This is a genomic window from Shewanella sp. OMA3-2 (genome assembly GCF_021513195.1).
Taxonomy (GTDB): Bacteria; Pseudomonadota; Gammaproteobacteria; order Enterobacterales; family Shewanellaceae; genus Shewanella.
Genome location: NZ_CP090974.1, coordinates 3,598,037 through 3,623,292, shown reverse-complemented (window position 1 = coordinate 3,623,292; position 25,256 = coordinate 3,598,037). Strand labels below are relative to the sequence as shown.

Here is a 25,256-nt window from a genome sequence, read left to right as displayed (position 1 = left end):
GAGTGAGCTTTCACTGGGAGAACATATGACAGCAAAAGTAAGAGTCGCCGTTGTGGGTGCCAGTGGCCGTATGGGTCGCACATTAATTGAATCAGCGAAACATCAAGAAGTTATCCGTCTTGGCGCTGCAATAGAGCGTTCAGGGTCAAGCTTAATTGGTGTTGATGCGGGTGAACTTGCAGGCGTTGGTGCAATGGATGTTGCTATTACGGACTCATTGGACAGTGTGGCTGATAACTTTGATGTACTCATCGATTTCACTTCACCTGAAGCCTCAATTATCCACCTTGACTGGTGTGCGCGTAATCGCAAAGCCATTGTATTAGGTACAACTGGATTCAATCATGCTCAAAAAGAGCTTATTGGTGCATATGCAGAGCAAACCCCTGTGGTATTTGCGCCTAATATGTCAGTTGGCGTTAACTTAATGTGGAAGTTGTTAGAGCTTGCTGCAGAAGTGATGGGTGATTATACCGATATCGAGATTATTGAAGGTCATCACCGTTTTAAGAAAGATGCGCCTTCTGGCACAGCACTTAAAATGGGTGAAGTGATTGCTAATACCCTTGGACGTGATCTTGAAAAATGCGCTGTTTATGGCCGTGAAGGGATTACTGGTGAGCGTTCGCGTGACACCATTGGTTTCTCAACGATACGTGCAGGTGATTTAGTCGGTGAACACACCGCAATGTTTGCTGATATTGGTGAGCGTTTAGAAATAACTCATAAAGCATCAAGCCGAATGACATTCGCTAATGGCGCAATGCGTGCAGCTTATTGGCTATATGATCAAAATCCAGGTCTGTATGATATGCAGCAGGTCCTTGGACTAAATGATTAAATTAAAAACCACCATTCGATATGGTGGTTTTTTTTGAAAAACCTTTTTTCATGTGTGGACGAAATTGCAGAACTCCTGTAAAATCGCCGAAATTTGTCAAAATTTCGTAAAACAGCGGAAATTGGTATCTTAGTGCAAAATAAAATAAAATAATTTCAATAGCTTGGCTCTTTTCTGGAGGTCGCGTTGACACAGTCTGCCTTACTCGTACTCGAAGACGGAACCGTATTTTCTGGCACTGCAATTGGTGCAACAGGTATTTCAGTTGGTGAAGTGGTTTTTAACACTTCAATGACCGGATACCAAGAAATATTAACGGATCCATCATATTCACGCCAAATAGTCACTTTAACGTATCCGCATATCGGTAATACCGGTACTAATGATGAAGACACAGAATCAAGTGCAGTTCATGCTTGTGGTCTTATCATTCGCGATTTACCGTTAATGGCTAGTAACTTCCGTAATCAACAATCTTTAGGTGATTACCTAAAAGCGAATAACGTTGTTGGTATTGCGGATATCGATACCCGAAAATTAACCCGTATCCTGCGTGAAAAAGGCGCCCAAGCCGGTTGTATTATGGTGGGTGACCTGGACGAAGCAAAAGCGCTTGCACAAGCAAAAGCATTTCCTGGCTTAAAAGGCATGGATTTAGCCAAAGAAGTCACTACTGATAAAGCTTATCAATGGCGAAACGGTAGCTGGAAATTAGAAGGTGGTTTACCTTCTGATACCCCAGAGAAAGAATTGAAATATAAAGTTGTTGCCTATGATTACGGCGTAAAACGTAACATTTTACGCATGCTAGTTGACCGTGGTTGCGATGTCACCGTGGTGCCAGCACAAACCCCTGCAGCCGATGTCTTAGCCATGAACCCTGATGGCGTGTTTCTATCAAATGGTCCTGGCGACCCAGAGCCATGTGACTATGCCATTAAGGCTATCCAACAAATCCTAAAAACAGAGATTCCTGTATTTGGTATTTGTTTAGGCCACCAATTATTAGCATTAGCCTCAGGCGCTAAAACCTTAAAGATGAAATTTGGTCACCACGGTGCAAACCACCCAGTGAGCTGCATTGACAAAGGTAACGTGATGATCACCAGTCAAAACCATGGTTTTGCTGCGGATGAAACCACATTGCCGGCCAATATCAAAGTGACTCATAAGTCATTATTTGATGGTTCTTTACAAGGTATCCATTTAACCGACAAGCCTGCGTTTAGTTTTCAGGGTCACCCTGAAGCAAGCCCTGGCCCAACCGATGCTGCGCCTCTGTTCGATCATTTCATCGAACTTATTGAGCAATATCGTCAGCACGCTAAATAGTTATCTAGGAGAAGAGAAAAGCAATGCCAAAACGTACCGATATAAAAAGTATTCTTATCCTAGGTGCCGGTCCAATTGTAATTGGTCAGGCGTGTGAATTTGATTATTCAGGTGCTCAAGCCTGTAAAGCCCTTCGTGAAGAAGGTTACCGCGTCATTCTGGTTAACTCTAATCCAGCAACCATTATGACCGACCCTGACATGGCCGATGCCACTTATATCGAGCCAATTCACTGGGAAGTAGTACGCAACATTATTGCTAAAGAACGTCCAGATGCCATTCTACCGACTATGGGTGGACAAACGGCACTGAACTGCGCGCTGCAACTTGAAGCTAAAGGCGTACTAAAAGAATTTAACGTTGAAATGATTGGCGCGACAGCAGACGCAATTGATAAAGCTGAAGACCGTAGCCGTTTCGACAAAGCGATGAAATCCATTGGTTTAGACTGCCCACGTGCGGGTATTGCTCATAATATGGATGAAGCGTATGGCGTATTAGATATGGTGGGCTTCCCCTGTATTATTCGCCCGTCTTTCACCATGGGTGGCAGCGGCGGTGGTATTGCCTACAACAAAGAAGAGTTTGAAGAGATTTGTTCTCAAGGCTTAGACTTGTCGCCAACTAACGAATTATTGATTGATGAATCATTAATTGGTTGGAAAGAATATGAAATGGAAGTGGTTCGTGACCGCAACGATAACTGTATTATCGTCTGTGCTATCGAAAACTTTGACCCAATGGGTGTGCACACAGGTGACTCAATTACCGTCGCTCCTGCACAAACCTTAACCGACAAAGAATATCAATTAATGCGTAACGCTTCTTTAGCGGTACTGCGTGAAATTGGTGTTGAAACCGGTGGTTCAAACGTACAGTTTGGTATTTGTCCTAATACTGGCCGTATGGTTATTATTGAGATGAACCCACGCGTATCACGTTCATCAGCACTAGCCTCTAAAGCAACTGGTTTTCCGATTGCCAAAATCGCGGCTAAATTGGCTGTAGGTTACACATTAGATGAGCTCAGTAACGATATTACCGGTGGTAAAACACCTGCATCGTTCGAGCCTGCTATCGACTATGTTGTGACCAAAATCCCCCGTTTTAACTTTGAAAAGTTTGCTGGTGCTAATGATCGCTTAACCACGCAAATGAAGTCGGTTGGTGAAGTAATGGCAATCGGCCGTACTTTCCAAGAGTCATTGCAAAAAGCGTTACGCGGTCTTGAAGTAGGCCGTAACGGTTTCGACTCTATTGTTGATTTTACCTCTACTGAAGGTATGCAGCGCATTCGTCATGAGTTGAAAGAGCCTGGTTGTGACCGTATTTGGTACATAGCAGATGCATTCCGTGCAGGTTTAAGCCGTGATGATATTTTTGCATTAACCAACATTGACCATTGGTTCTTGATTCAAATCGAAGATTTGATCGCCCAAGAAGCTAAAGTGGCTGAGCTAGGCATGTCAGGTTTAGAGCAAAACTACTTACGCCAATTAAAGCGTAAAGGTTTCTCTGATTTACGGTTAGCTGATGTACTTGGTGTGAGTGAAAGCGAAATTCGTAAATTACGTCATCGCCATGAAATTCATCCGGTATACAAGCGTGTAGATACGTGTGCCGCTGAATTCTCAACTGACACCGCTTACATGTATTCAACGTATGAAGAAGAGTGTGAAGCTAATCCATCAAATCGTGACAAAATCATGATTCTGGGTGGCGGTCCAAACCGTATCGGCCAGGGTATTGAGTTCGATTACTGTTGTGTACACGCAGCATTAGCCTTACGTGAAGACGGTTATGAAACCATTATGGTTAACTGTAACCCTGAAACGGTATCAACCGACTACGATACTTCTGACCGTTTATACTTTGAGCCAGTAACACTAGAAGACGTGTTAGAAATCGTTCGTATCGAGAAGCCAAAAGGCGTTATCGTTCAGTACGGTGGCCAAACTCCGCTTAAATTAGCCCGTGAACTAGAAGCCGCTGGCGTACCTATTATTGGTACTAGCCCAGATGCGATTGACCGCGCTGAAGACCGTGAGCGTTTCCAGCAAGCTATTCAACGTTTAAACATGAAACAGCCAGAAAACGCCACCGTTACTACGGTTGAAAGTGCGGTAATTGAAGCTGAAAAAATTGGTTATCCGTTAGTGGTTCGTCCATCCTATGTATTAGGTGGTCGTGCGATGGAAATCGTTTACGACAAGCAAGATTTGCTACGCTACTTCAATGAAGCCGTTAAAGTGTCTAACGCATCACCAGTACTACTAGATCACTTCTTAGATGATGCGATTGAAGTGGATATTGATGCGGTATGCGACGGTGAAACTGTGGTTGTTGGCGCCATTATGGAACACATTGAGCAAGCAGGGGTTCACTCAGGTGACTCAGGTTGTTCATTACCGCCATATAGCTTAAGTGCTGAAATTCAAGCGCGCATGCGTGAGCAAGTATCAAAGCTTGCATTTGAATTAGGCGTTATTGGTTTAATGAACGTACAGTTTGCCGTGAAAGATAACGAAATCTATATGATTGAAGTTAACCCACGTGCAGCACGGACGGTACCTTTTGTATCAAAAGCGACCGGTGTACCATTAGCTAAAATTGCAGCACGCGTCATGGCCGGCCAAAGCTTAAAATCACAAAACTTTACTAAAGAAGTGATTCCACCATTTTACTCTGTAAAAGAAGTGGTATTGCCATTCAATAAATTCCCTGGCGTTGACCCTTTATTAGGGCCTGAAATGCGTTCGACAGGTGAAGTAATGGGTGTGGGTGAAACCTTTGCTGAAGCGTATGCTAAAGCGCAATTAGGTGCGACATCTGAAGTGCCTAAGTCTGGACGTGCACTTATCTCTGTTCGTAACAGTGATAAAAAGCGTGTTGCCGCATTAGCCGCTAAGTTAATTGAACTGGGTTACGAGATTGACGCAACACACGGTACCGCAGTGGTACTGGGTGAAGCAGGTATTAACCCTCGTTTAGTGAACAAGGTGCATGAAGGTCGTCCACACATTCTTGACCGTATTAAGAATGATGAATACACCTATATCATCAATACGACAGAAGGTCGCCAGGCAATTGAAGACTCACGTCAAATTCGTCGCGGTGCACTGCGTTATAAGGTGAATTACACCACAACATTGAATGCAGCATTTGCTACCTGTCTAGCACATGCAGCTGATGACCGCACCAATGTAAACTCGCTTCAAGAGTTACATAAGCGCATCACTGGCTAAAATTGAGTTAGCTGACATTGTAAAGAGCCTTCATTTTGAAGGCTTTTTTTATGGCTGTGATTTTTACTTCCGTTACAAACCTTAGTTATAATGATAATAGTTATCAATACTATGTGTATGAATTTAAAGGATAATTTGCAATGCCGCCCTAGGTGTACTATCCTAGTCTAAATTGATCCAGATCAAGTTAAGCTATCAAGGACATCATTATGAAAGGTCATCCAAAAGTCATTAGTCAGTTAAACCGTGTATTAACTTTCGAATTGACCGCCATTAACCAATACTTTTTGCATGCGCGCATGTTTAAGCATTGGGGTTTAGAGAAGCTCAACGAGAAAGAATACAAGAAATCAATTCAAGACATGAAACATGCCGACAAGCTTATTGAGCGGGTGTTATTTCTTGAGGGATTACCAAATTTACAGCAATTAGACAAACTGCGTATTGGCGAAGATACCGAAGAAATGTTGGGCTGTGATAAAGAAGCGGTAACTGAGCAAATTGCTGCATTACGTGATGTGATCAAATTGTGTGAAACAGAACAAGATTATGTCACCCGTGATTTGCTTGAAGATCTGCTTGAAGATGAAGAAGAGCATTTAGATTGGATTGAGTCTCAACAAGAGTTGATCGTGCAAACCGGTATTCAGAACTATCTTCAGTCACAAATTAAAGATTAACAGGATAATATTATGAAAGGCAATCCAGAAGTTATTGACGCACTAAACAGTTTGTTAACCGGTGAGTTATCAGCAATGGACCAATATTTTGTGCATGCTCATATGTATGAAGATTGGGGGTTTGACGAACTGTATACCCGCATATTACATGAATCTGATGACGAAAAAGTCCATGCAGCTAAATTGGTTCAGCGCATTCTGTTTTTAGAAGGCACCCCAGATGTTGCTAGCCGTGAAGCATTAAATATCGGTAAAGATGTACCAGAAATGCTCAACAACGATTTGCAGTATGAATATAAAGTGGCTGATGATTTACGTAAAGTGATCAAGCTATGTGAAGAGAAAGGCGATTACCAAACCCGTGAGATTTTAGAAGTCTTATTGGATGATACTGAATCTGATCATATGTACTGGTTAGAAAAACAATTACGCCTAATTGAGCGTGTTGGTTTACAGAATTACCTGCAAACTAAGATGTAATTAATTGACTAAAGCGGCTTAATTATTATTAATAAGGTCGTTTTTTGATTTAAGGCCCAGCCCCGTAAGGGATTGGGCTTTTTTATGTTAAATCGTATCAGTGAACTTTGCTACACTGGCTAATTTACCCCGCTTTCTAGCTGCTATTTGAATTTTGGAACACTGTGATATATGCGTAAAACAGATAAAAAAATAGACAATCAAATTCGACAAGTGTTAACTCAGGTGTGTGAAATTGCGTTAAATGAATACAGTGGTTTCCAATGGTTAACCCATATTGTTAATTACAGCGATTTTCCTAAAAGCTTACAGGTGATATGTGTCTTCGATACGCCTTATAGCCTCAACCGCTTTATGGCATCGGTTGAACGCGATACGCTCAGTAAGCTCATTCAAGCAAAACTGCTCAGTATTAAGGTGACGATTGATAGTCGCCAAGTGTGTTATGACAGTGAAGATAACCGTAATCAAAAGACTCACTAGCGGTCACAAATGTGGAGCATGCTGAACATCATTATTAAGCGAACCATATAGGTATTTTCGGTTTTAGTTTGATAGCATCTAGTTTTATAACGCTGAATCAGTATTTTAAATGTTTGCACAAATAGGGTGAATGCCAATTATGTACCAGGGTAAATGTTTATGCGGTGAAGTCAAAATAACCATAAAGGGTGAAATAAGTGACATTATTCATTGTCATTGTTCTTTATGTCGAAAAAATAGTGGGACTGCCTTTGCTACAAATGGCTTCATTAACGCGGCTGATTTTGAAATCGTATCGGGTAAAAATAGCTTAAGTATATTTTCATTTAAGCCAGGTCGAAATAGGCATTTTTGCAGCCATTGTGGCTCACCGGTTTATAGTTCAAACGAGCAAGACCCACAACGTTATAGAATTAGGCTTGGCATTCTGGATACTGATATATCTGAGAGACCCATCTCGCACAACTTTGTCTCATCCAAAGCAAACTGGGAAGATTTAGATGCCCAGTTGCCTAGGTATGATGCCTTTGAACCAGGTCGATAAGTTGCACAGTTAAATCATGCTGTTTAGCTCAATAGTCGCTAGATAAAGTGCTCACTTTTAACCTAGCGCAATATTTTGATTGATCATGTACTTCAGCAACTGTTGCTCATCTATGCCTGGCGATTTTGATAGCCCTTCAACGACCCCTTTTTGATCGAGTGAGCTTCTATGCTGGCCAAGCTTTTGTTTACCCTGTAATTCAGTGATTACAATTTTAAACCCTACAATGCCTTTGGCTAATTTATCTTGAAATTGCTTAGGGATAAAACCTTCACAGTTTTCAGGGGTGGGGGTTAATAAACTGGGCTCATACTTTTGGATTGTGGTTTCTAATATCGCCAATGTGGTTTCATCGTCGGTGAGTTCAACTGCGCCTTTGGCATGAACCACACTGTAATTCCAGGTTGGTACAGCAGGGAAGGCGTGATACCAGGTTGGCGAAATATAGGCATGAGGGCCATTGAAAATACACAGTACTGTGCTGTCTATAATATCTTGCCAGTGTGGATTACTGCGTGCTAAATGGCCGTAAAGTACTCCGTGTTCACCTTCCTCTGCTTTTAATATTAGCGGAATGTGTGAGGCTTCTAAATTAGATGACACAACAACCGCAAAGCCATGTTGTGCGATAAACTGATGCATATCCGTTGAGCTGTTCATCTGCCATTTTTCGGGTACATGCATGTGTTCACTTTCCTTGTAAATAACCTATAACTAATTGATTCATCATCATAGATACTTATAGATAACATACAACTGATTTCATGCTGACTTTTATCGCGTCATGTTTATAATTTGCTATGTTGAATACTGTTTTTATATACAGTATTATGAGCAACCTTACTAATGATGATGGCGTAAGCAATGCGCAAAATTATTCATATCGACATGGACTGTTATTTTGCTGCGGTTGAGATGCGTGATTTTCCTGAATTACGCGATAAAGCGATTGCGGTTGGCGGGCGTAGCGATCGCCGTGGTGTTATCAGTACTTGTAACTATGCTGCACGTAAATTTGGGGTGCGTTCAGCTATGTCGAGTTATCAAGCATTAAAGCTGTGCCCTCATTTAGTCTTGGTGCCTGGGAGAATGCAAGTTTATAAAGATGTCTCACTGCAAATAAGACAAATATTTAATCGTTACAGTGATTTAATTGAGCCATTATCATTAGATGAGGCTTTTCTTGATGTCAGCGACTGTCAGCAATACCATGGCAGTGCAACCTTAATAGCCCAAGCTATTCGCCGAGATATTGAGTTAGAAACAGGGCTAACGGCATCAGCCGGTGTCGCGCCAATTAAGTTTTTAGCCAAAATAGCCTCTGATTTAAATAAACCTAATGGCCAATATGTGATTACCCCTGATGACATTCCTGAGTTTGTGCGCACACTAGCGTTAAAGAAAATTCCGGGTGTAGGAAAAGTCACCGCACAAAAATTGTCGCTATTGGGGTTAGAGACCTGCGCCGATGTGCAGCAGTATCCTAAGGTAAAGTTACTCGAAAGTTTTGGTAAGTTTGGTGCGGTATTAATTGAGCGATCAAATGGCATCGATCCAAGGTCTATTAGCAATAATAGAGTGCGTAAATCCGTTGGCGTTGAAACAACATTAGCGCAAGATATCTTTACGCTAGCTCAATGCCATCAAGTATTACCACAACTTATTCAAGAGCTTGATAGCCAGGTGAGCCGCAGCGCAAAAGATCGCTTAATCAACAAGCAAGTGGTGAAAATCAAATTTAACGATTTTAAACAAACCACCATCGAGCAACGCAGCGATGAAATATCGGTAAAGCTGTTTTATCAATTGTTACAACAAGCACTGACCAGAAGTAATGAACGTGGCATTAGACTGATTGGGGTAAGTGTTGGTCTGGCAGAATTAGGTGAAAAAAAACTGCAAACTAAGTCGGTTGCCCAACTCGATTTGCAGTTTTAAGCGCTTATTCTGATTGGCTTAACGCCTTACATAGCATTAAGCTTTGGCTGGAATACGTTCTAATACGGCTAATAATAACTGCCAGTATTGACCTACCGTTTCAATATTAACCATTTCATCTGGGCTGTGCGGATAACGAATGGTGGGGCCAATTGAGACCATGTCCATAGTTGGGTAGGGCTCTTTAAATAAACCACATTCAAGACCTGCATGAATAACCATAATGGTGGGGTCTTTTTTGTAAATGTCGTTATAGGTATCACGCACAATAGCCATAACCGGTGAGCTGTTATCCGGCTTCCAGCCTGGGTAAGCACCGCTAAATTCAATACTGGCACCCGCAAGATTGGCTAGGGCATTTAACATGCCTTGCACTTCATCACGGCCAGAGTCGATAAGCGAGCGAATTAAACATAAAATTTCTACGCTTTCTTGTTCAGTACTTATCACACCGACATTTAATGATGTTTCGGTCACACCAGCCACTTCATCACTCATCCGCATTACCCCATTAGGGCAAGCATATAATAAGTCGATTAAGCTGTTTTGCGCATCTTCACCCATTACTTTACTGGGTGCATCAATGGCTTCTAAGGTTAATAACATGCTTGGGTCGGCAATGGCTAACTCTTCACGTACCACAGCCTGGAATGTGCTAATTGCTGTTTTTAATCCATCAACATTTTCCGCAGGTAACATAAAGCTGATATTCGCTTCACGCGGAATGGCATTACGTAATGAACCACCGGTAAAGTTAACCAGTTCTAGGGCTAATTCATCACTGTATTTAAACAGAAAACGCGCCAGTAGCTTATTTGCGTTACCGCGACCAAGATGAATATTTACCCCAGAGTGACCACCTTTAATGCCTGACAAGGTCAGTTTAAAAGATTGATTACTCAGCTCAGGTGCTTGCCATGAAAGTGGCACAGATATCTGGGCGTCAACACCGCCAGCACACCCCATGTAAATCTCACCTTCTTGTTCAGAGTCGGTATTGATCAAAATCTCTGCGTCTAAATAACCGGCTTCTAACCCAAAAGCGCCAGTCATGCCAGCTTCTTCATCAATGGTCAACAAGACTTCTAATGGACCATGCTTAATGTCATCGCTGCCTAACACGGCTAAAGCCGAAGCCATGCCAATGCCATTATCTGAACCTAATGTTGTCCCTTTTGCTTTAACCCATTCGCCATCTACATAGGCTTCGATAGGATCTTTTTCAAAGTCATGCACTTTATCTGCATTTTTTTGTGGCACCATATCGATATGAGCTTGCAACACAACAATTTTGCGATCTTCCATACCCGCAGTGGCTGGCTTACGAATAATGAGGTTGCCTACTTTGTCTTCAACAACGCTAAGGCCTTTGCCTTTTGCCCATTGTTGAATGTGGCTTGATAACGCTTGTTCATGCTTAGAAGGATGGGGAATAGCACAAATTTGTTCGAACCATTGCCAAAGAGGTTGTGGATATAATTGATTTAATGCTGTCACGAAACGTCCTCAATCAGGATAAAATATGCCATTATTCTACCATAGGCTGCACAATTGCCATTGTGATACAGTGGTTTTTCTTTGCCGTAGACACGTTCTTGTGTAAATAAAAATTCACTCAAGAATGACTAATAACATTAATGCGCAATGTTAATTCGATGTTCAGCATGCAAAAATAATCGTCAACAAAGCATAAGGGAAAATCATGTTTCAGGTGCCAATAATAGATGTAAATAACGACCAGGCCATATTTGAAGGTGAAGGTTTTGATGCCGTCATCGTCGTCACACCTAATCTGACCGATGTTACCCAGCAAGAGATTAGTTTATTAGCAGAGCATGCTAAGCAAATTGATCACCGCGTGGGTAAACAAGCCACATTACTGTTTGCGCCAGGGTTGGCTGGTGGTCGATTGATTATTGCCCCAGTAACGGGTGATGACGACTATGCCGATGTGCGCATTTATGCCAAAGCGGCAAAAGAAGGGATCAGTATTGCTAAAGATGCAGGGGCAACTAAGCCTTTATTAATCGTGGCGTCGTCACAAGACCCTCGTTTTAGTTTTGCAACTGAAGTGGCAGCACTGGCTTGTGGTCAAACATTGTGGCAACCACTGGAAACCCGTGAAGCAAATTCGCTGTCACCAGCATTAACCGCTATGGGGTTAATGACAAGTTCACCTAAAAGCGATCTGTTAAATGCATTAGAAGCGGGAAGGGTATTGGCGCGTGATTTATGTGGTACCGAGCCTGAGCGCATGAGTGCGATTAACTTTGCCGATTACTGTGTCGCCTCTTTTAAAGACAGCGGCCTTGACGTTGCAGTAATAGAAGATAAAGCGACTTTAATAAAAGATTACCCATTGCTAAGTGCTGTGGGGCGCAGCTCGTTTGATGTGGCGCGCCATCATCCACGGGTAGTGAAAGTGGCTTATACCGGTGAAGGTGACATTACACGCACGCTTTTATTTGCCGGTAAAGGTGTGGTGTATGACACTGGCGGAGCAGACATTAAAATCGCCGGCGGCATGGCGGGTATGAGCCGCGATAAAGGCGGTGCTGCGGCCGTTGCGGGATTAATGAAAACTTTATCAATACTTAAACCTAAAGGGGTGAGAGTGATTGCTGAGCTTGGGTTAGTACGTAACAGCATTGGCAGTGAAGCCTTTGTTACTGATGAGATTATTACCAGCCATGCCGGTGTGCGGGTACGTATTGGTAATACCGATGCTGAAGGGCGATTGGTATTAGCTGATTTGCTGTCGCATTTACGCATTCAAGCAACGCAGTCAGTCGCGCCATCATTATATTCAGTGGCGACCTTAACTGGTCATGTTGTGCGTGCCTATGGCAGCTATACCGCGCTAGTGGAAAATGCGGTAGCTAAGCAGCAAGGCGTGGCGGCAACACTGCAACAAATTGGCCAGCAATGGGCTGAACCCTTTGAGGTGTCATATTTACGCCCTGAAGATTTTGATAAGGTTGCTGATAAAAATGGCGCGGCTGATGTTATATCGTCAAATAATGGCCCGTCATCAGTAACCGCACGTGGTCATCAATACCCGGCTGCATTTTTATTGAAAGCCTCAGGCTTAGATACTCACCATTTAAAAAGCCCTCAACCTTTAAGCTATACCCATATTGATATTGCCGGAAGTGCGACTGAGGGCGATCCGTTATACGGCAAACCAACAGCACAACCTTTGGTTGCTTTATTACAGTTTACTGTTGGTTAGTTTATTTATTATTTGTTGTTGTAAAACAGTCATCTAGCCTGATGTTAATGGTTTGATCTGTGTTTGTTAACACCTTTGTTTGGTAATGTTGTTACCAAATAAAGGTTTTTTGTGATTTATATCAAATAAGTCTTGTAATTTAATTACGGTTTTGTATAATTCTCTTCGTCGGCAAGCAAGACACCGTCAATGCTAGTAAATCCAGGAAGGATGTTATCTCCAAGGAATCGAGTGAAAGAAAGTTGTCTCAATGGATTGAGAAAGGTTAGTTCCACGGATCAGAACCACTACTAGGTTTATACAACTTTAATTTGGAGAATTTATGATGTCTTATTTAGGCAATGGCAAGATATTTTGGCAAAACACTTGGATTAATCCAGAGGCTTTGCGCGGCGGTTTTTTCGCCATGAAGTTTTAAAATCGTTCAGCTTATTTCCGTTTGACTGTTCACAACCCTTTTTCGTCTTGTTGACGTTTAGACTCGGGTAATAGATCAATTTGATTTGTTCCCTTATCACATCCCCAAGTGATACTCGTTTTCCGTTCCCCAACGGGATACTTGCACCATGTCTGCCTACTCTGATGAGTAGGCTTTTTTTTGTCCGCGATTTATGTCATTTAACAACAGGTTCCTTGTCACTGAACCGACATATCCATCCCTGAGTCGGATGGTCTGTTCGCAAACTACCATAATGAACCTTTCCAGTATTTTCTTAACCTACTAGTTTTAAAGATAGTGTCGAATAAGATTATTTTAAAACACTGATTTGGTTTTGCCCCAAAGTTTTGTTTGGAAGTATGCAGCTTCGCTCATAGCAAAGAATATACGTGAAGTTTATCGATGTAGGTTCAGCATGGCATTTACTCACCGACACGCAGCATTCTATTGAAATAAAAAAGTCCTTGTAGCTCAACCGACCCATCCATGGGTCGTATGGTCGGCTCGAAAACTACTATAATGAACCTTTTCAGTATTTTCTTAATCTGCTGGTTTTAAAGATTGAGTAGAATAAGATTATTTTAAATACTGACTTGGTTTTGCCCCAAAGAGTGTTTGGCGATATGGCCTATGGCCACTAACATCGTTGCACTTCACCCCTCACCAGACCAAAAGGGCAAAAAGCTTGCGCGCCTTTAGAAACCCTCAGCGCCCTAGACGAGAAATGATGAAAAACGCATATTTTCGATGGTGAACGATCCAGCTTTAAGCTCATCTGTAACCGACTTACAAATGTCGCATAAATATCTAGTATCAGCCATATCTTCCACCTTTATGTAGTGTGTACTGTGTATAAAGCAGTTGTAATGGTTTTTGGTGTGTTTTTAAGTTGAATCGGCTAATAAGTAAACTAAAGTCGTACTGGTAATAAACCGATAATTTTTTAATCAATTGAAATTTATATGTTTTTATTTTTTGTCAAATATTAAGTCCACTTTTAACGCGCAAGCTCGCTTTCATTTGCCAGTGGTGTTAAATAAAACCGCTTTACATCAATAAGATACTAAATGTAGGATGATATTAATCAATAACTTAAACGACCGACTTTAAATTTATTTGGCCGTTCAATAAGCTGTTAAGCCCCTAATCTAGATTCACGAGATCGAGTAATTATGTCCGGATTGAAAGTCAGTATTAAAAATTTAAAAAGCATCAGAGATTTCTCGATGGAGATACCGATTGAGCAAGGTTTACATGTCATTGCAGGCTCTAACGGAATAGGAAAGAGTACCATTATGGGGTTGCTTGCCGAACCCTTTAGACCTAGCGTGCTTTGGACAATATTTAGCAACGCAAACCATGACAGTGTTGTTGAATATACTTACGAAGGAAACACCGACTTATGGACTAGAGAAGGAAATCTTTGGAAGCTGCAAGGAAAGAAAAATAAAGCTGTGAGAATTGATGGATTCATCGAAGGGAGTATTATACACGGAACAAGATTTACAAATTCAAATGTTCTTGAATTGTCAGAAAAAGTTCTTGAAGAGCATTTGGTCGATGCGGATGATTTTATAAATGAAAACTTTAATTATATTCTTCATGGAAAGAAATTCTATCGGTAATCCCCCCTAAAAAAAGCTGATTTCAAAAGTAGAATTTTCTCGTACTATATACGCAGGGAGATTCTGCATGAAAACATCAAAATTTAGCGACAGCCAAATCTTGGCTATCCTCAAGCAAGCCGAAGCTGGCACCCCAGTTCCGGGGCTGTGCCGTGAGCACGGCATGAGCTCGGCTACCTTCTACAAGTGGCGGGCCAAATTTGGCGGCATGGACGCCTCTATGATGGCGCGATTGAAAGAGTTAGAGGCTGAAAATTCACGACTCAAAAAAATGTATGCCGAAGAGCGTCTAAAAGCCGAAATACTCAAAGAGGCCATCGAAAAAAAGTGGTAAAGCCGTCGCGGCGGCGGGAGCTGGCGCAAAAGGCGGTGCATGATAAAGCCATTCCAATCGCATTTGCCTGTGCCTTGTTTGGACTCAGTGAGAGCTGTTATCGCTATCAGGCAAAACTCAGCGGTGAAAACGCTGTGATTGCTGATTGGTTACAGCGACTAACATCGACCCATAGAAGTTGGGGATTTGGGCTGTGTTATTACTTTTTACGTAACGTGAAACGCTACCGATGGAACCATAAGCGAGTGTATAGAATTTACCGTGAATTGGAGCTAAACCTACGGATTAAGCCGAAGAAACGCTTGAAGCGTGATAAACCGGACGCATTGGCGGTGCCTGAGGCAATCAATGAATGTTGGTCTATGGACTTTATGCATGACCAACTTGAAGATGGTCGCAGCATTAGGTTATTGAACGTGATTGATGATTACAACCGTGAAGGCTTGGCGATAGAGGTCGACTTCTCCTTACCAGCAGAGCGTGTGGTCAGAACCTTGGAGCAAATCATCGAATGGCGTGGAAAACCGAAACAAATACGCAGTGATAACGGTCCAGAGTACATCAGTGCGGTGCTGGCTGCATGGGCTGAAAAACACGATGTAGAACTGAAATTTATTCAGCCTGGCAATCCACAGCAGAATGCTTATGTAGAACGCTATAATCGGACTGTGCGATACGAATGGCTGAGCCAATATCTTTGGAATAGTATTGCCGAGGTACAGGAACATGCGACACAATGGCTATGGTTTTATAACAATGAAAGACCCAATACAGCAATTGGTGGTGTCCCACCAAAGCAAAAACTGGCACTAGTGGCCTAAATATCTACTTTTGATCTCAGTTAAAAATGGGGAGATTACCTATCCAACAATAAAAAAGATAAAGAATAAGAGGCTAGCTGTCGAATTAGGATTCGAATCAGTTCCGTATTTTATGGAGTATGAAGATAGAAGGTTAAGTCAATTTTGGTTGAGTAGCGGCGAGAATCTTCTACTGAGTCTTCTGCATTTTCTTAATAATAAAATATTCCAACAGAAGAGGAAGGGAAGCAAGTATATTTCACTGATCTTGATTGATGAAGTGGAGTTGGCATTACATCCTGTCGCCATTAGTAGGCTAGTTACACTGCTCAATAAATTATCCAAAGAGTTTAATTTGTCAGTATACTTTTCTTCACATTCGACAGAGTTGTTAAGATCAATTGATCCAAATAATATTTATTATCTTCAGAGCTTGCCGAACAAAGATATTGAGGTGATAAATCCATGTTATCCGGCTTATGCCACTCGATTCTTATATAATCAAGATGGGTATGATATTTTAATATTGCCAGAGGATGATCTTGCTAAGTTTGTAATTGACAAGGTAATTAATAATCAGCGTCTTTATGAAGGTAAGTTAATTCATATTTTGCCATGTGGTGATTGGAGAAACACTGTTCGCCTGCACAAAGAAATCCTAGAATCCAATCTTACGAGCCATTCCACAAAAGTGATTTCTGTTTTAGATGGTGATGTTACTGATGATTTTGATAGAGAAAAAAATAAAGATGCTGCTTTACAAAGACTTAATGTGACGTTTTTACCTATCCCCAGTCTTGAAAAATATTTACACCAACATCTAATTGATAATGTAGATGCTTCTTTCTTTAGAGAAATTAATGATAGGTTCTATAGAAAAATATCACTAGATCAAGTTATTGCTGATTATCAAGAATCTGGAATTGATAGGAAAGGTAAGAAACTTTGGCAGCGAATGGTTAACACTATTGGTGACGAAGGTATGTCTGAGCATGAATTTTTACGGGAAATTTGTAGCAGTATATACGAAAGATTGGATGTCGAATCTCTAACTAATAGAATTCGAGCGCTATTCTGAAAAGGCTTAATCGGGTAGCCGGAGGTATCTAGCCTCCAGCCCCCACACCACCCTGCATGCGGCTCCGCACAGGGCGGTTCATTTAGAACTCCTAACTCACTTTTGGGTTAGGATAATGAACTGCGATCCATCCATCTCTTAGTGAATATAATCCTGCTTTCTTCAGGTACTCATTACTCAGCGCTTGCTGTATCCCTGGTGTTTTCGAACTTCGCCATGGACCTTTGCTTGTGATCCCACAACCAACAGCCACTTGGATCCTGACGCCACGCTTAAGTAAGTTTTGTACCTTAGTCCGTGGTTTTCGCCACTGACGCCAGTAACACATACGAACACGACGTCGGATCCAATGGTCTAAATCGACACACCCTTGATAAGCGTTAGCGATGCCAAAATAATTGATCCAGCCTTGCATGTATTGACGCACTTTAAATAGCTGATAACTCATACTCACGCCCCAATTTCGGTTCGTTAGTCGTCTCATCTTTTGTTTGAAAATGTGTAATGTTTTAGCATGCCACTGGATCTTGCCTCGGTTAAATGTAAACCCAAGAAACTTGCTTTGAGCGACCTTAACCACTTGGCTTTTCTGTTCATTTACAACCAGTTTTAACTTAGTGGCAAGGTATTGAGTAATACTCTTGAGTACCCGTTCGCCAGCGCGTTGAGATTTTACCAATATGATAAAATCGTCCGCGTAGCGGGCGAATTTGTGCTCTCGGCTTTCCAGCTCTTTATCCAGACTATCCAACATAATGTTAGAGAGTAATGGCGAGAGTGGACCGCCTTGAGGCACACCTTCAAAGCTTGCTTCAAATTGGTCATTGACCATCACCCCTGCTCGTAGGTACTTACCGATAAGCGCCAACAGACGCTTATCCTGTACCTTGCTCCTCAGCTGAGTCATCAAGAGATCATGATTAACTCGGTCAAAGAACTTAGACAGATCAACATCAACGGCAAATTTGCGTTTCTGTTTGATGATATCCCTGACTTGCAGTACCGCTTGTTTAGCATTTCTGTTCGGCCTAAAGCCAAAGCTATTAGTCGAGAAGAATGGGTCAAACAGTGGCGTGAGTATTTGTGCAATAGCTTGCTGTATCACACGGTCAATGACGTTAGGGATCCCCAATTTGCGTTTACCGCCATCGGGTTTGTCGATCTCTACGCGCCTGACCGCTGAGGGTTGGTATTCACCTCGCTCTAATTGAGATTTACACTGTTGCCAGCCGCCTTGTTGCATCCAGAGCGGGAAGGCTTCGATGGTCATGCCATCGATGCCCGCTGCACCTTTATTGGCTTTAACTTGACGCCAAGCTCGGTGTAGATTTTCAGGTTCGAGCAGTTGTTGAAATAGATCGCGGTTGAAGGCCGGTTGCATATCAATACGCTGCCGATAGTAATCGTCTGGCGACGTAGTGGGTATCGACAAGTTTGACAAGACTCCTCCTTCTTCTAAATGTTCAGGCCTTCACCATGTCCCAACCATTACGATGGGCGTTGGGCTACTATGCCGTCTGCTGACTTCTGCTTAATCACATGTCAAGTTACCTCGTCATGCGCTATCGGTTTCCATCTGATTCGCTCTTTTCAGTCGATGAAATTGAAAAGCCAAGGCACTTAATAAACCAGAGCCTTACTGGTTAATGACCAATCGCGTGTTAAGCAGATCTCCCCAGATAAGAACATGAACTTTCTTTGCACTGCTGCATCATTTACGGTGGCCATTAGATCACGTGGTTTCGTCGTCTTGTGCCAACTCACCTCTAGCCTACGCCTCATATGATGTTCTTGTTCATCAGCTCGCAAATTTGCTAGCGGCTTCCTCCGGACCTAACCTCGCGATTAAGCCCTTGCCATTCGCTAGTAGTTAACGTTTAATAACAGTATGTTATTTAAACGGTGACCTTCCTACAGAGGACTTTCACCTCATTAGTTCATGCCCATGCTGGGCGTACACAAGGCCAAGCAACATCGTTCGCTGCGCTCTCTGGACAGTCTTGTCGTCGCTCATTTTGTGCATGGCTTCGCCATTATTGCACAAAATCAGCAACAACAAGCCTGCCGTTGTTGGCGGCGTTAGTTACCAAAGGTAAGCATATGCTAAATCTGCGAGTTTTATTTTTAGCCTTTGCATTTATAGGCTTTAGTGTTGAAGCCATAGAGAAAGGAAATCAATTGAATCAAGAGCAATACATTCCTCCTGTTATGCCTGAATATCCCGAGTCGTATAGTGATGTCATGACTACATTAGCACCTTACTATCAGGCTGAAAGACCATTAGATTACTTTTTTGAACTTTACGTTATTAGCACGCTGAACAAGTTACCTAAAGAAACGGAAGTGGCACTTAAAGAGTTCAATGATAAACATCCAAGCTTTTTTGAATCAACTAATGGTGACTGGAAATCTTATGTCAAAAAGCAGCTTCATTTATCAAATACAATCGAAGTAGCAATCTGGGAACTCTGGATTCGTAATTCTATAAATGCAGAAAATAATGGTTGGGAATATCATCCTTGGCATTATGCCCGGAATTTTCTTGATAATTATTCTGTAGAGGGTAGTAAAGTTGATATTTGGGAAGATAACTCTCTTGAGTTAGCAAAACAGAGAATCTTAGAGTACCGTGCAAATGGTAACTAACACATATGAGCCTTCCGCCAGTCAATAGGCGAGCCTAACTTATTTGACTGCTTTTGCAGTCAAATAAAAATCAATCAACAAATTCATCTACTTCGTCTGTCATTTAGCTGTCAAATTGTCGTTTACAGCAAACACATATAGAGGCTCTCTTAGTGCGATCTTATCGCTGCCTGACGCTTTTCATTCCTTTGAAATATCAGGGGCACTAGACATTTATCGGTTAACCCTAAGATGGCACTATTCAAGTCTCAGGTGCTTTATGCACAGTTAGTTTCAGGCTCATTTAAGGTGTAAACGACTTTGTTGATTGCATTCATTAATGCGCGCCAATAAGGTGTCTAATCAAGGCGATGTAGCTTAAATAGCATCTGGCATAGTGATGATGGTGAGAAGTCATTGCTTCATTAGCCACATCATTCACAGTCATGCTCGCTTCTCTTTTTTCGAATAACATGGCCACCCAAAATTTTTGGCTAAATAACGAGCAGTAAACTACGCTTTATTTACCCTTCCTAAACGGTATTTGAAGATGGCCAGACCAAGAAAAACAATCGTTAGCCTAGAAGATACGCCTTATTATCACTGTTGTTCGCGAGTAGTCCGTAAAGCTTTTCTGTGTGGTATTGATAATTCAACGGGTGAGAACTTTGAACATCGGCGTGAATGGGTTGATGCTCGTATTCTAGAACTTGCCACCATCTTTGCCATTGATATCTGTGCTTACGTTGTGATGAGTAACCACTTGCACGTAGTCATTAAAGTGAACGCAGATAAAGCAAAGCATTGGTCAGATAAAGACGTGCTAACTCAATGGCACAAAGGCTTTAAGGGCACGTTACTCACGCACAAATACTTAAAAGAAGACCTTAATCAGTTCGAACTTCAAACGGTTAATGAATGCATTACCGAATACCGTAAGCGCTTAATTGATATCAGTTGGTTTATGCGCTCTTTGAGTGAGCCGATTGCGCGAATGGCCAATAAAGAAGATAAGTGCACAGGCAGATTCTGGGAAGGGCGCTTTAAATCCCAGGCATTATTAGATGAAGCGGCAGTGTTAAGTTGTATGGCTTATGTTGATTTAAACCCCATTCGTGCAAAGATGGCCACCACACCCGAAACTTCTGACTACACCAGCATTCAACGCCGAATAAATTCAGCAATGAAAGGCGAGCAACCCAAAGCGTTACTGCCTTTTGTCGGTAATGAGCGGCTAGACATGCCAAATGGGCTGATGTTCAGTATTAAAGACTATATTGTACTGGTAGAAGATACCGGTCGGATTATTCGAGAAGATAAACACGGTGCCATTAGTGCCAGTAGTCAAAACATTCTAAACAGACTGAATATTCCTGCCGAAAACTGGCTAAAAATTACTACTGAGTTTGGCTCGTTATTCAAAGGTGTTGTCGGTGCATTACCGGCATTAACAGCATACTGTGAACATCTAGACCGAAAACGACGACAAGGTGCATCAAATTGCCAGTGCGTTATAACATGGCCACCCAAAATTTTTGGCTAAATAACGAGCAGTAAACTACGCTTTATTTACCCTTCCTAAACGGTATTTGAAGATGGCCAGACCAAGAAAAACAATCGTTAGCCTAGAAGATACGCCTTATTATCACTGTTGTTCGCGAGTAGTCCGTAAAGCTTTTCTGTGTGGTATTGATAATTCAACGGGTGAGAGCTTTGAACATCGGCGTGAATGGGTTGATGCTCGTATTCTAGAACTTGCCACCATCTTTGCCATTGATATCTGTGCTTACGTTGTGATGAGTAACCACTTGCACGTAGTCATTAAAGTGAACGCAGATTGTAATGGTCTAATGAAACTGTAGAGATTTATAGCTTAATAATAACATGGCCACCCATAATAACATGGCCACCCAAAATTTCTGGCTAAATAACGAGCAGTAAACTACGCTTTATTTACCCTTCCTAAACGGTATTCACCCAAATAACATGGCCACCCCACCCAAATAACATGGCCACCCAAAATTTTTGGCTAAATAACGAGCAGTAAACTACGCTTTATTTACCCTTCCTAAACGGTATTTGAAGATGGCCAGACCAAGAAAAACAATCGTTAGCCTAGAAGATACGCCTTATTATCACTGTTGTTCGCGAGTAGTCCGTAAAGCTTTTCTGTGTGGTATTGATAATTCAACGGGTGAGAACTTTGAACATCGGCGTGAATGGGTTGATGCTCGTATTCTAGAACTTGCCACCATCTTTGCCATTGATATCTGTGCTTACGTTGTGATGAGTAACCACTTGCACGTAGTCATTAAAGTGAACGCAGATAAAGCAAAGCATTGGTCAGATAAAGACGTGCTAACTCAATGGCACAAAGGCTTTAAGGGCACGTTACTCACGCACAAATACTTAAAAGAAGACCTTAATCAGTTCGAACTTCAAACGGTTAATGAATGCATTACCGAATACCGTAAGCGCTTAATTGATATCAGTTGGTTTATGCGCTCTTTGAGTGAGCCGATTGCGCGAATGGCCAATAAAGAAGATAAGTGCACAGGCAGATTCTGGGAAGGGCGCTTTAAATCCCAGGCATTATTAGATGAAGCGGCAGTGTTAAGTTGTATGGCTTATGTTGATTTAAACCCCATTCGTGCAAAGATGGCCACCACACCCGAAACTTCTGACTACACCAGCATTCAACGCCGAATAAATTCAGCAATGAAAGGTGAGCAACCCAAAGCGTTACTGCCTTTTGTCGGTAATGAGCGGCTAGATATGCTAAATGGGCTGATGTTCAGTATTAAAGACTATATTGTACTGGTAGAAGATACCGGTCGGATTATTCGAGAAGATAAACGCGGTGCCATTAGTGCCAGTAGTCAAAACATTCTAAACAGACTGAATATTCCTGCCGAAAACTGGCTAAAAATCACTACTGAGTTTGGCTCGTTATTCAAAGGTGCTGTCGGTGCATTACCGGCATTAACAGCATACTGTGAACATCTAGACCGAAAACGACGACAAGGTGCATCAAATTGCCAGCGTTGGCTGTGTGCTTAATCGTTAACGTTTAACACAAACTACAAATACAACAACCTCATTTCCAGCTTGATTGATATCAAGCCATTAGTACTGCTTTAAATCTGCAGAATTGTTCGCTTTCTCCACAATATGCTCAGTTTATTGATAACTTCCGTTCAATTTTCACATTCGACTCGCTGTTAAATATATCGCAATTAAAGTGAAAGCAGTAATGTTAATCTGCCTTTAAAATGGGTGGCTTTAAAAAATGTTACGCTTTCTCCACAATATGCTCAGTTTATTGATAACTTCCGTTCAATTTTCACATTCGACTCGCTGTTAAATATATCGCAATCAAAGTGAAAGCAGTAATGTTAATCTGCCTTTAAAATGGGTGGTTTAATTAGTCGGGGGCAGAGATTCGAAAGGTAAAGCAAGACTCTGACGACGAACAGCTGTGAAAAAGCAGAAGGCGACGTTGAGCGAGTATTATCAATGGATTAAAGCCAAGCGCTCATTAAAACTGAGTATTTGGCTTCCGCAGTTAAAACGTAAATTAACAGGGTTTAGAAACTATTTTGGTCTTCCCGACAACAGCCGAAGCCTGAGCTACGTATACGATTATGTTCTGCATAACTTGTACAAATGGCTGAACAGACGCAGTGGTCGACGAAGTTACAACTGGAGTAATTTCAAGAAGATGTTAGAGTATTTTAGAATTGAGAGTCCAAAAGTCAGTAAGCGTCTAGTGCTGGTTGATTGGTACTAGGGTCGTGTTTTACACGAGTGAATATATAACTGAAGAGCCGGATGCGGTAGTTCCGCACGTCCGGATCTGTGTGGGGGCGGGTCAGTAATGGCCCGCTCTACCACGATTATGGCAAAGTTGAATGCCAATATTTTTAAATATTTGATTAGAATCGTTACTTTTAAGGAAAATAACATGGATGTTCTACAGGCTTTTTTTATTACATTTATATTGACATTATCCAGCAATATATATGCATCAGACCCATCAAATATAGAATCTGATAATCAGAAAAAAGATATTTTTGAAGCTATAAAAAAGAATGAAAACTTAAAGCCACATTTCACCTACGAAAGTTCTATATCTGAATTTGTTAGCACAGATCAATGTATTCGCATTAATCATAATCTTCACAAAGGGGAACGCCAAAAATCCCAAAGGGCATTCAAATGGGTGATCGATGTGCCTACAGAGGGAAAAATTACCAGTCAAGAAACCATCGGTATTAAAGAACTAGATGCCTTAGCCATAGTAAACCTTCTCTCAAAAAAAATAGTTTATATAGATATTGATTCAGTAAAACAAAAATTTAATAGATATCGCCTTACGCTGAAAGGTTGGAGGTATTTGGTTGGTAGTGATTGTTTTTACCTTGGTAAAGCGGAACACCGTTCCGTAATCAGCATAAATAAACCTCAAGTACCTATTAATCGTGATGGGCAAGAAGTTCCTTATAGAGTGACGACTATAGTCGGACTTTCTGATGAGTTTAAATTACCTGATTGGACTAATCATAAAGATATACGACAGGCTTTTCCTCTCATTGATAAATTGGTTAATGGATATGAACAAGTAATACCTATGCATAAAGTCAATGGTGAATGGGTTGAATATTTGTCCCCGTCTTCTATTAAACGAATGGCAAAGTCAGGGAAAATCAGATCGATCAATTATTTTAATATCAATGCGCCAATCACTAAAAAAGAACACATGCTTGATGCATTTGAAATTGAAGAGCATAGAAATAAATATTGGAACTGTATCAGTTTACCAGGACAAAGCTCCAATGGGGCTGAAGTTGATCAGAAACCCAAATCAGGTAATCCATATGATTATAGCGTAGCAATATTTGATAATTTACAAAGATCTAAATGGGATAATATTGAAATAAAAACAAAGCCTTATTTAGATCAACTGGTTGAAGCTGGTTTATTGACTTCTCATTTACAAAAAGGGATTGAAGGAAATAAAAAAAACCGAGGGAGTTTATTTAGTGGTACTGTTTACCAACTTAATCCTAATTATAATCATATTATTGATAAAGATAGAGGGTGTATTTATTTAGGTAAAGGAAAAGTAAACCTGGTCGATCTAACAATAATTGCTAGTAATGCTAGAGGAAATAATTCTCAACAAGAAATCGTTAAATACAAATATATAATGGCATTTCCGAAACCTCCCGAATGGGCAAAAGATCCAGTCCTTCAATCTCAATGGTCTGATTTGAAAGGTGCGCTTGATCACGGACTTGCCTGTGATGGTACATTTGAAATTGATTTGACAGAAGAAAGAAAAATGGGTTCAGGTGGTGGAAGTTGTTGGTGGGCATACAATAGCGTAGCAGAACAATAAAATTTTATTGTATATCTGGCGCTAGTAATAGGTGTTGCCATATAACACATATGAGCCTTCCGCCAGTCAATAGGCGAGCTTAACTTATTTGACTGCTTTTGCAGTCAAATTAAAATCAATCAACAAATTCATCTACTTCGTCTGTCATTTAGCTGTCAAATCGTCGTTTACAGCAAACA

Annotated in this window: 20 protein-coding genes and 1 pseudogene; 18 read left to right on the top strand and 3 right to left on the bottom strand. The window is 41.4% G+C overall.

Annotation, left to right across the window (positions count from 1 at the left end):
* Nucleotides 1–25 precede the first annotated feature (25 nt).
* The 7 genes from dapB to L0B17_RS15935 all read left to right on the top strand — a co-directional run bounded on the left by dapB (nucleotide 26) and on the right by L0B17_RS15935 (nucleotide 7,605).
* Entirely contained in the window at nucleotides 26–841 is an 816-nt protein-coding gene (dapB, locus tag L0B17_RS15965) for a 4-hydroxy-tetrahydrodipicolinate reductase (protein WP_235086165.1), read from the top strand.
* 174 nt (nucleotides 842–1,015) lie between these two features.
* Nucleotides 1,016–2,173: a glutamine-hydrolyzing carbamoyl-phosphate synthase small subunit gene (carA, locus tag L0B17_RS15960; protein WP_235089872.1), complete on the top strand. Its 1,158-nt coding sequence runs from the start codon at nucleotides 1,016–1,018 to the stop codon at nucleotides 2,171–2,173.
* A gap of 23 nt (nucleotides 2,174–2,196) precedes the next feature.
* Nucleotides 2,197–5,418, top strand: a complete 3,222-nt coding sequence (gene carB / locus L0B17_RS15955) for a carbamoyl-phosphate synthase large subunit (RefSeq protein ID WP_235086163.1) — start codon at nucleotides 2,197–2,199, stop codon at nucleotides 5,416–5,418.
* Nucleotides 5,419–5,627: 209 nt separating this feature from the next.
* A complete protein-coding gene (bfr, locus tag L0B17_RS15950) occupies nucleotides 5,628–6,098 on the top strand; it encodes a bacterioferritin (protein WP_235086161.1) in 471 nt (156 codons plus the stop codon).
* 12 nt (nucleotides 6,099–6,110) lie between these two features.
* Complete coding sequence (gene bfr / locus L0B17_RS15945; RefSeq protein ID WP_235086160.1) at nucleotides 6,111–6,578, top strand: bacterioferritin; 468 nt, start codon at nucleotides 6,111–6,113, stop codon at nucleotides 6,576–6,578.
* A 171-nt stretch (nucleotides 6,579–6,749) separates the two neighbouring features.
* Nucleotides 6,750–7,061 carry a Fis family transcriptional regulator gene (locus L0B17_RS15940; RefSeq protein WP_235086158.1) on the top strand — a complete coding sequence of 104 codons (312 nt, stop codon included), beginning with the start codon at nucleotides 6,750–6,752 and terminating at the stop codon, nucleotides 7,059–7,061.
* Between the two features lie 139 nt (nucleotides 7,062–7,200).
* Nucleotides 7,201–7,605 (top strand): GFA family protein, encoded by a 405-nt coding sequence (locus L0B17_RS15935; protein ID WP_235086156.1) that lies wholly within the window; start codon nucleotides 7,201–7,203, stop codon nucleotides 7,603–7,605.
* Between the two features lie 57 nt (nucleotides 7,606–7,662).
* Here L0B17_RS15935 and L0B17_RS15930 read toward each other — a convergent pair whose 3' ends face one another.
* A complete protein-coding gene (locus L0B17_RS15930) occupies nucleotides 7,663–8,289 on the bottom strand; it encodes an FMN-binding negative transcriptional regulator (protein ID WP_235086155.1) in 627 nt (208 codons plus the stop codon).
* A 180-nt stretch (nucleotides 8,290–8,469) separates the two neighbouring features.
* On the opposite strand from L0B17_RS15930, the gene dinB reads away from it, so the two are divergent.
* Complete coding sequence (gene dinB / locus L0B17_RS15925) at nucleotides 8,470–9,543, top strand: DNA polymerase IV (RefSeq protein WP_235086153.1); 1,074 nt, start codon at nucleotides 8,470–8,472, stop codon at nucleotides 9,541–9,543.
* A gap of 36 nt (nucleotides 9,544–9,579) precedes the next feature.
* Here dinB and L0B17_RS15920 read toward each other — a convergent pair whose 3' ends face one another.
* Complete coding sequence (locus L0B17_RS15920; RefSeq protein WP_235086151.1) at nucleotides 9,580–11,040, bottom strand: aminoacyl-histidine dipeptidase; 1,461 nt, start codon at nucleotides 11,038–11,040, stop codon at nucleotides 9,580–9,582.
* A 205-nt stretch (nucleotides 11,041–11,245) separates the two neighbouring features.
* Here L0B17_RS15920 and L0B17_RS15915 point away from each other — a divergent pair, with 205 nt between their 5' ends.
* The 4 genes from L0B17_RS15915 (at nucleotide 11,246) to L0B17_RS15900 (ending at nucleotide 17,051) form a co-directional block, all read left to right on the top strand.
* The gene (locus tag L0B17_RS15915) at nucleotides 11,246–12,775 is read left to right on the top strand and encodes a M17 family metallopeptidase (RefSeq protein WP_235086149.1); all 1,530 of its coding nucleotides are present in this window, start codon (nucleotides 11,246–11,248) and stop codon (nucleotides 12,773–12,775) included.
* A 1,611-nt stretch (nucleotides 12,776–14,386) separates the two neighbouring features.
* Entirely contained in the window at nucleotides 14,387–14,839 is a 453-nt protein-coding gene (locus L0B17_RS15910; protein ID WP_235086147.1) for an AAA family ATPase, read from the top strand.
* A gap of 67 nt (nucleotides 14,840–14,906) precedes the next feature.
* Nucleotides 14,907–15,994, top strand: a protein-coding gene (locus L0B17_RS15905) for an IS3 family transposase (RefSeq protein ID WP_188923338.1) whose coding sequence is annotated in 2 segments (ribosomal slippage) — nucleotides 14,907–15,168 and nucleotides 15,168–15,994 — 1,089 coding nt in all. Because the reading frame shifts where the segments join, the coding sequence is not laid out codon by codon here.
* Between the two features lie 10 nt (nucleotides 15,995–16,004).
* On the top strand, nucleotides 16,005–17,051 hold the full coding sequence (locus L0B17_RS15900) for an AAA family ATPase (protein ID WP_235086146.1): 1,047 nt from the start codon (nucleotides 16,005–16,007) through the stop codon (nucleotides 17,049–17,051).
* A 91-nt stretch (nucleotides 17,052–17,142) separates the two neighbouring features.
* On the opposite strand, the gene ltrA is transcribed toward L0B17_RS15900, so the two are convergent.
* Nucleotides 17,143–18,492, bottom strand: coding sequence for a group II intron reverse transcriptase/maturase (ltrA, locus tag L0B17_RS15895; RefSeq protein WP_235084858.1), 1,350 nt, complete (start codon nucleotides 18,490–18,492; stop codon nucleotides 17,143–17,145).
* 461 nt (nucleotides 18,493–18,953) lie between these two features.
* Between ltrA and L0B17_RS15890 the strand changes: the two genes are divergently transcribed.
* From L0B17_RS15890 to L0B17_RS15865, 6 genes and pseudogenes are all read left to right on the top strand, one after another.
* On the top strand, nucleotides 18,954–19,697 hold the full coding sequence (locus L0B17_RS15890; protein ID WP_235086144.1) for a hypothetical protein: 744 nt from the start codon (nucleotides 18,954–18,956) through the stop codon (nucleotides 19,695–19,697).
* A 529-nt stretch (nucleotides 19,698–20,226) separates the two neighbouring features.
* Complete coding sequence (locus tag L0B17_RS15885; RefSeq protein ID WP_235086142.1) at nucleotides 20,227–21,219, top strand: transposase; 993 nt, start codon at nucleotides 20,227–20,229, stop codon at nucleotides 21,217–21,219.
* Nucleotides 21,220–21,271: 52 nt separating this feature from the next.
* Nucleotides 21,272–21,514 (top strand): annotated as a pseudogene (locus L0B17_RS15880) (transposase); the annotation flags it as partial.
* Between the two features lie 247 nt (nucleotides 21,515–21,761).
* Nucleotides 21,762–22,736 carry a transposase gene (locus L0B17_RS15875; protein ID WP_235086141.1) on the top strand — a complete coding sequence of 325 codons (975 nt, stop codon included), beginning with the start codon at nucleotides 21,762–21,764 and terminating at the stop codon, nucleotides 22,734–22,736.
* 418 nt (nucleotides 22,737–23,154) lie between these two features.
* The gene (locus tag L0B17_RS15870) at nucleotides 23,155–23,466 is read left to right on the top strand and encodes a group II intron maturase-specific domain-containing protein (RefSeq protein ID WP_235086139.1); all 312 of its coding nucleotides are present in this window, start codon (nucleotides 23,155–23,157) and stop codon (nucleotides 23,464–23,466) included.
* 87 nt (nucleotides 23,467–23,553) lie between these two features.
* On the top strand, nucleotides 23,554–25,077 hold the full coding sequence (locus tag L0B17_RS15865) for a hypothetical protein (protein ID WP_235086137.1): 1,524 nt from the start codon (nucleotides 23,554–23,556) through the stop codon (nucleotides 25,075–25,077).
* The last annotated feature ends 179 nt before the right edge of the window (nucleotides 25,078–25,256 follow it).

Bases quoted from the DNA above. Each gene is read 5' to 3' on its own strand.
- dapB (WP_235086165.1), top strand. From the start codon at position 26: ATGACAGCAAAAGTAAGAGTCGCCGTTGTGGGTGCCAGTGGCCGTATG.
- carB (WP_235086163.1), top strand. From the start codon at position 2,197: ATGCCAAAACGTACCGATATAAAAAGTATTCTTATCCTAGGTGCCGGT.
- bfr (WP_235086161.1), top strand. From the start codon at position 5,628: ATGAAAGGTCATCCAAAAGTCATTAGTCAGTTAAACCGTGTATTAACT.
- bfr (WP_235086160.1), top strand. From the start codon at position 6,111: ATGAAAGGCAATCCAGAAGTTATTGACGCACTAAACAGTTTGTTAACC.
- L0B17_RS15940 (WP_235086158.1), top strand. From the start codon at position 6,750: ATGCGTAAAACAGATAAAAAAATAGACAATCAAATTCGACAAGTGTTA.
- L0B17_RS15935 (WP_235086156.1), top strand. From the start codon at position 7,201: ATGTACCAGGGTAAATGTTTATGCGGTGAAGTCAAAATAACCATAAAG.
- L0B17_RS15930 (WP_235086155.1), bottom strand. From the start codon at position 8,289: ATGCATGTACCCGAAAAATGGCAGATGAACAGCTCAACGGATATGCAT.
- dinB (WP_235086153.1), top strand. From the start codon at position 8,470: ATGCGCAAAATTATTCATATCGACATGGACTGTTATTTTGCTGCGGTT.
- L0B17_RS15915 (WP_235086149.1), top strand. From the start codon at position 11,246: ATGTTTCAGGTGCCAATAATAGATGTAAATAACGACCAGGCCATATTT.
- L0B17_RS15910 (WP_235086147.1), top strand. From the start codon at position 14,387: ATGTCCGGATTGAAAGTCAGTATTAAAAATTTAAAAAGCATCAGAGAT.
- L0B17_RS15885 (WP_235086142.1), top strand. From the start codon at position 20,227: ATGGCCAGACCAAGAAAAACAATCGTTAGCCTAGAAGATACGCCTTAT.
- L0B17_RS15875 (WP_235086141.1), top strand. From the start codon at position 21,762: ATGGCCAGACCAAGAAAAACAATCGTTAGCCTAGAAGATACGCCTTAT.
- L0B17_RS15865 (WP_235086137.1), top strand. From the start codon at position 23,554: ATGGCCCGCTCTACCACGATTATGGCAAAGTTGAATGCCAATATTTTT.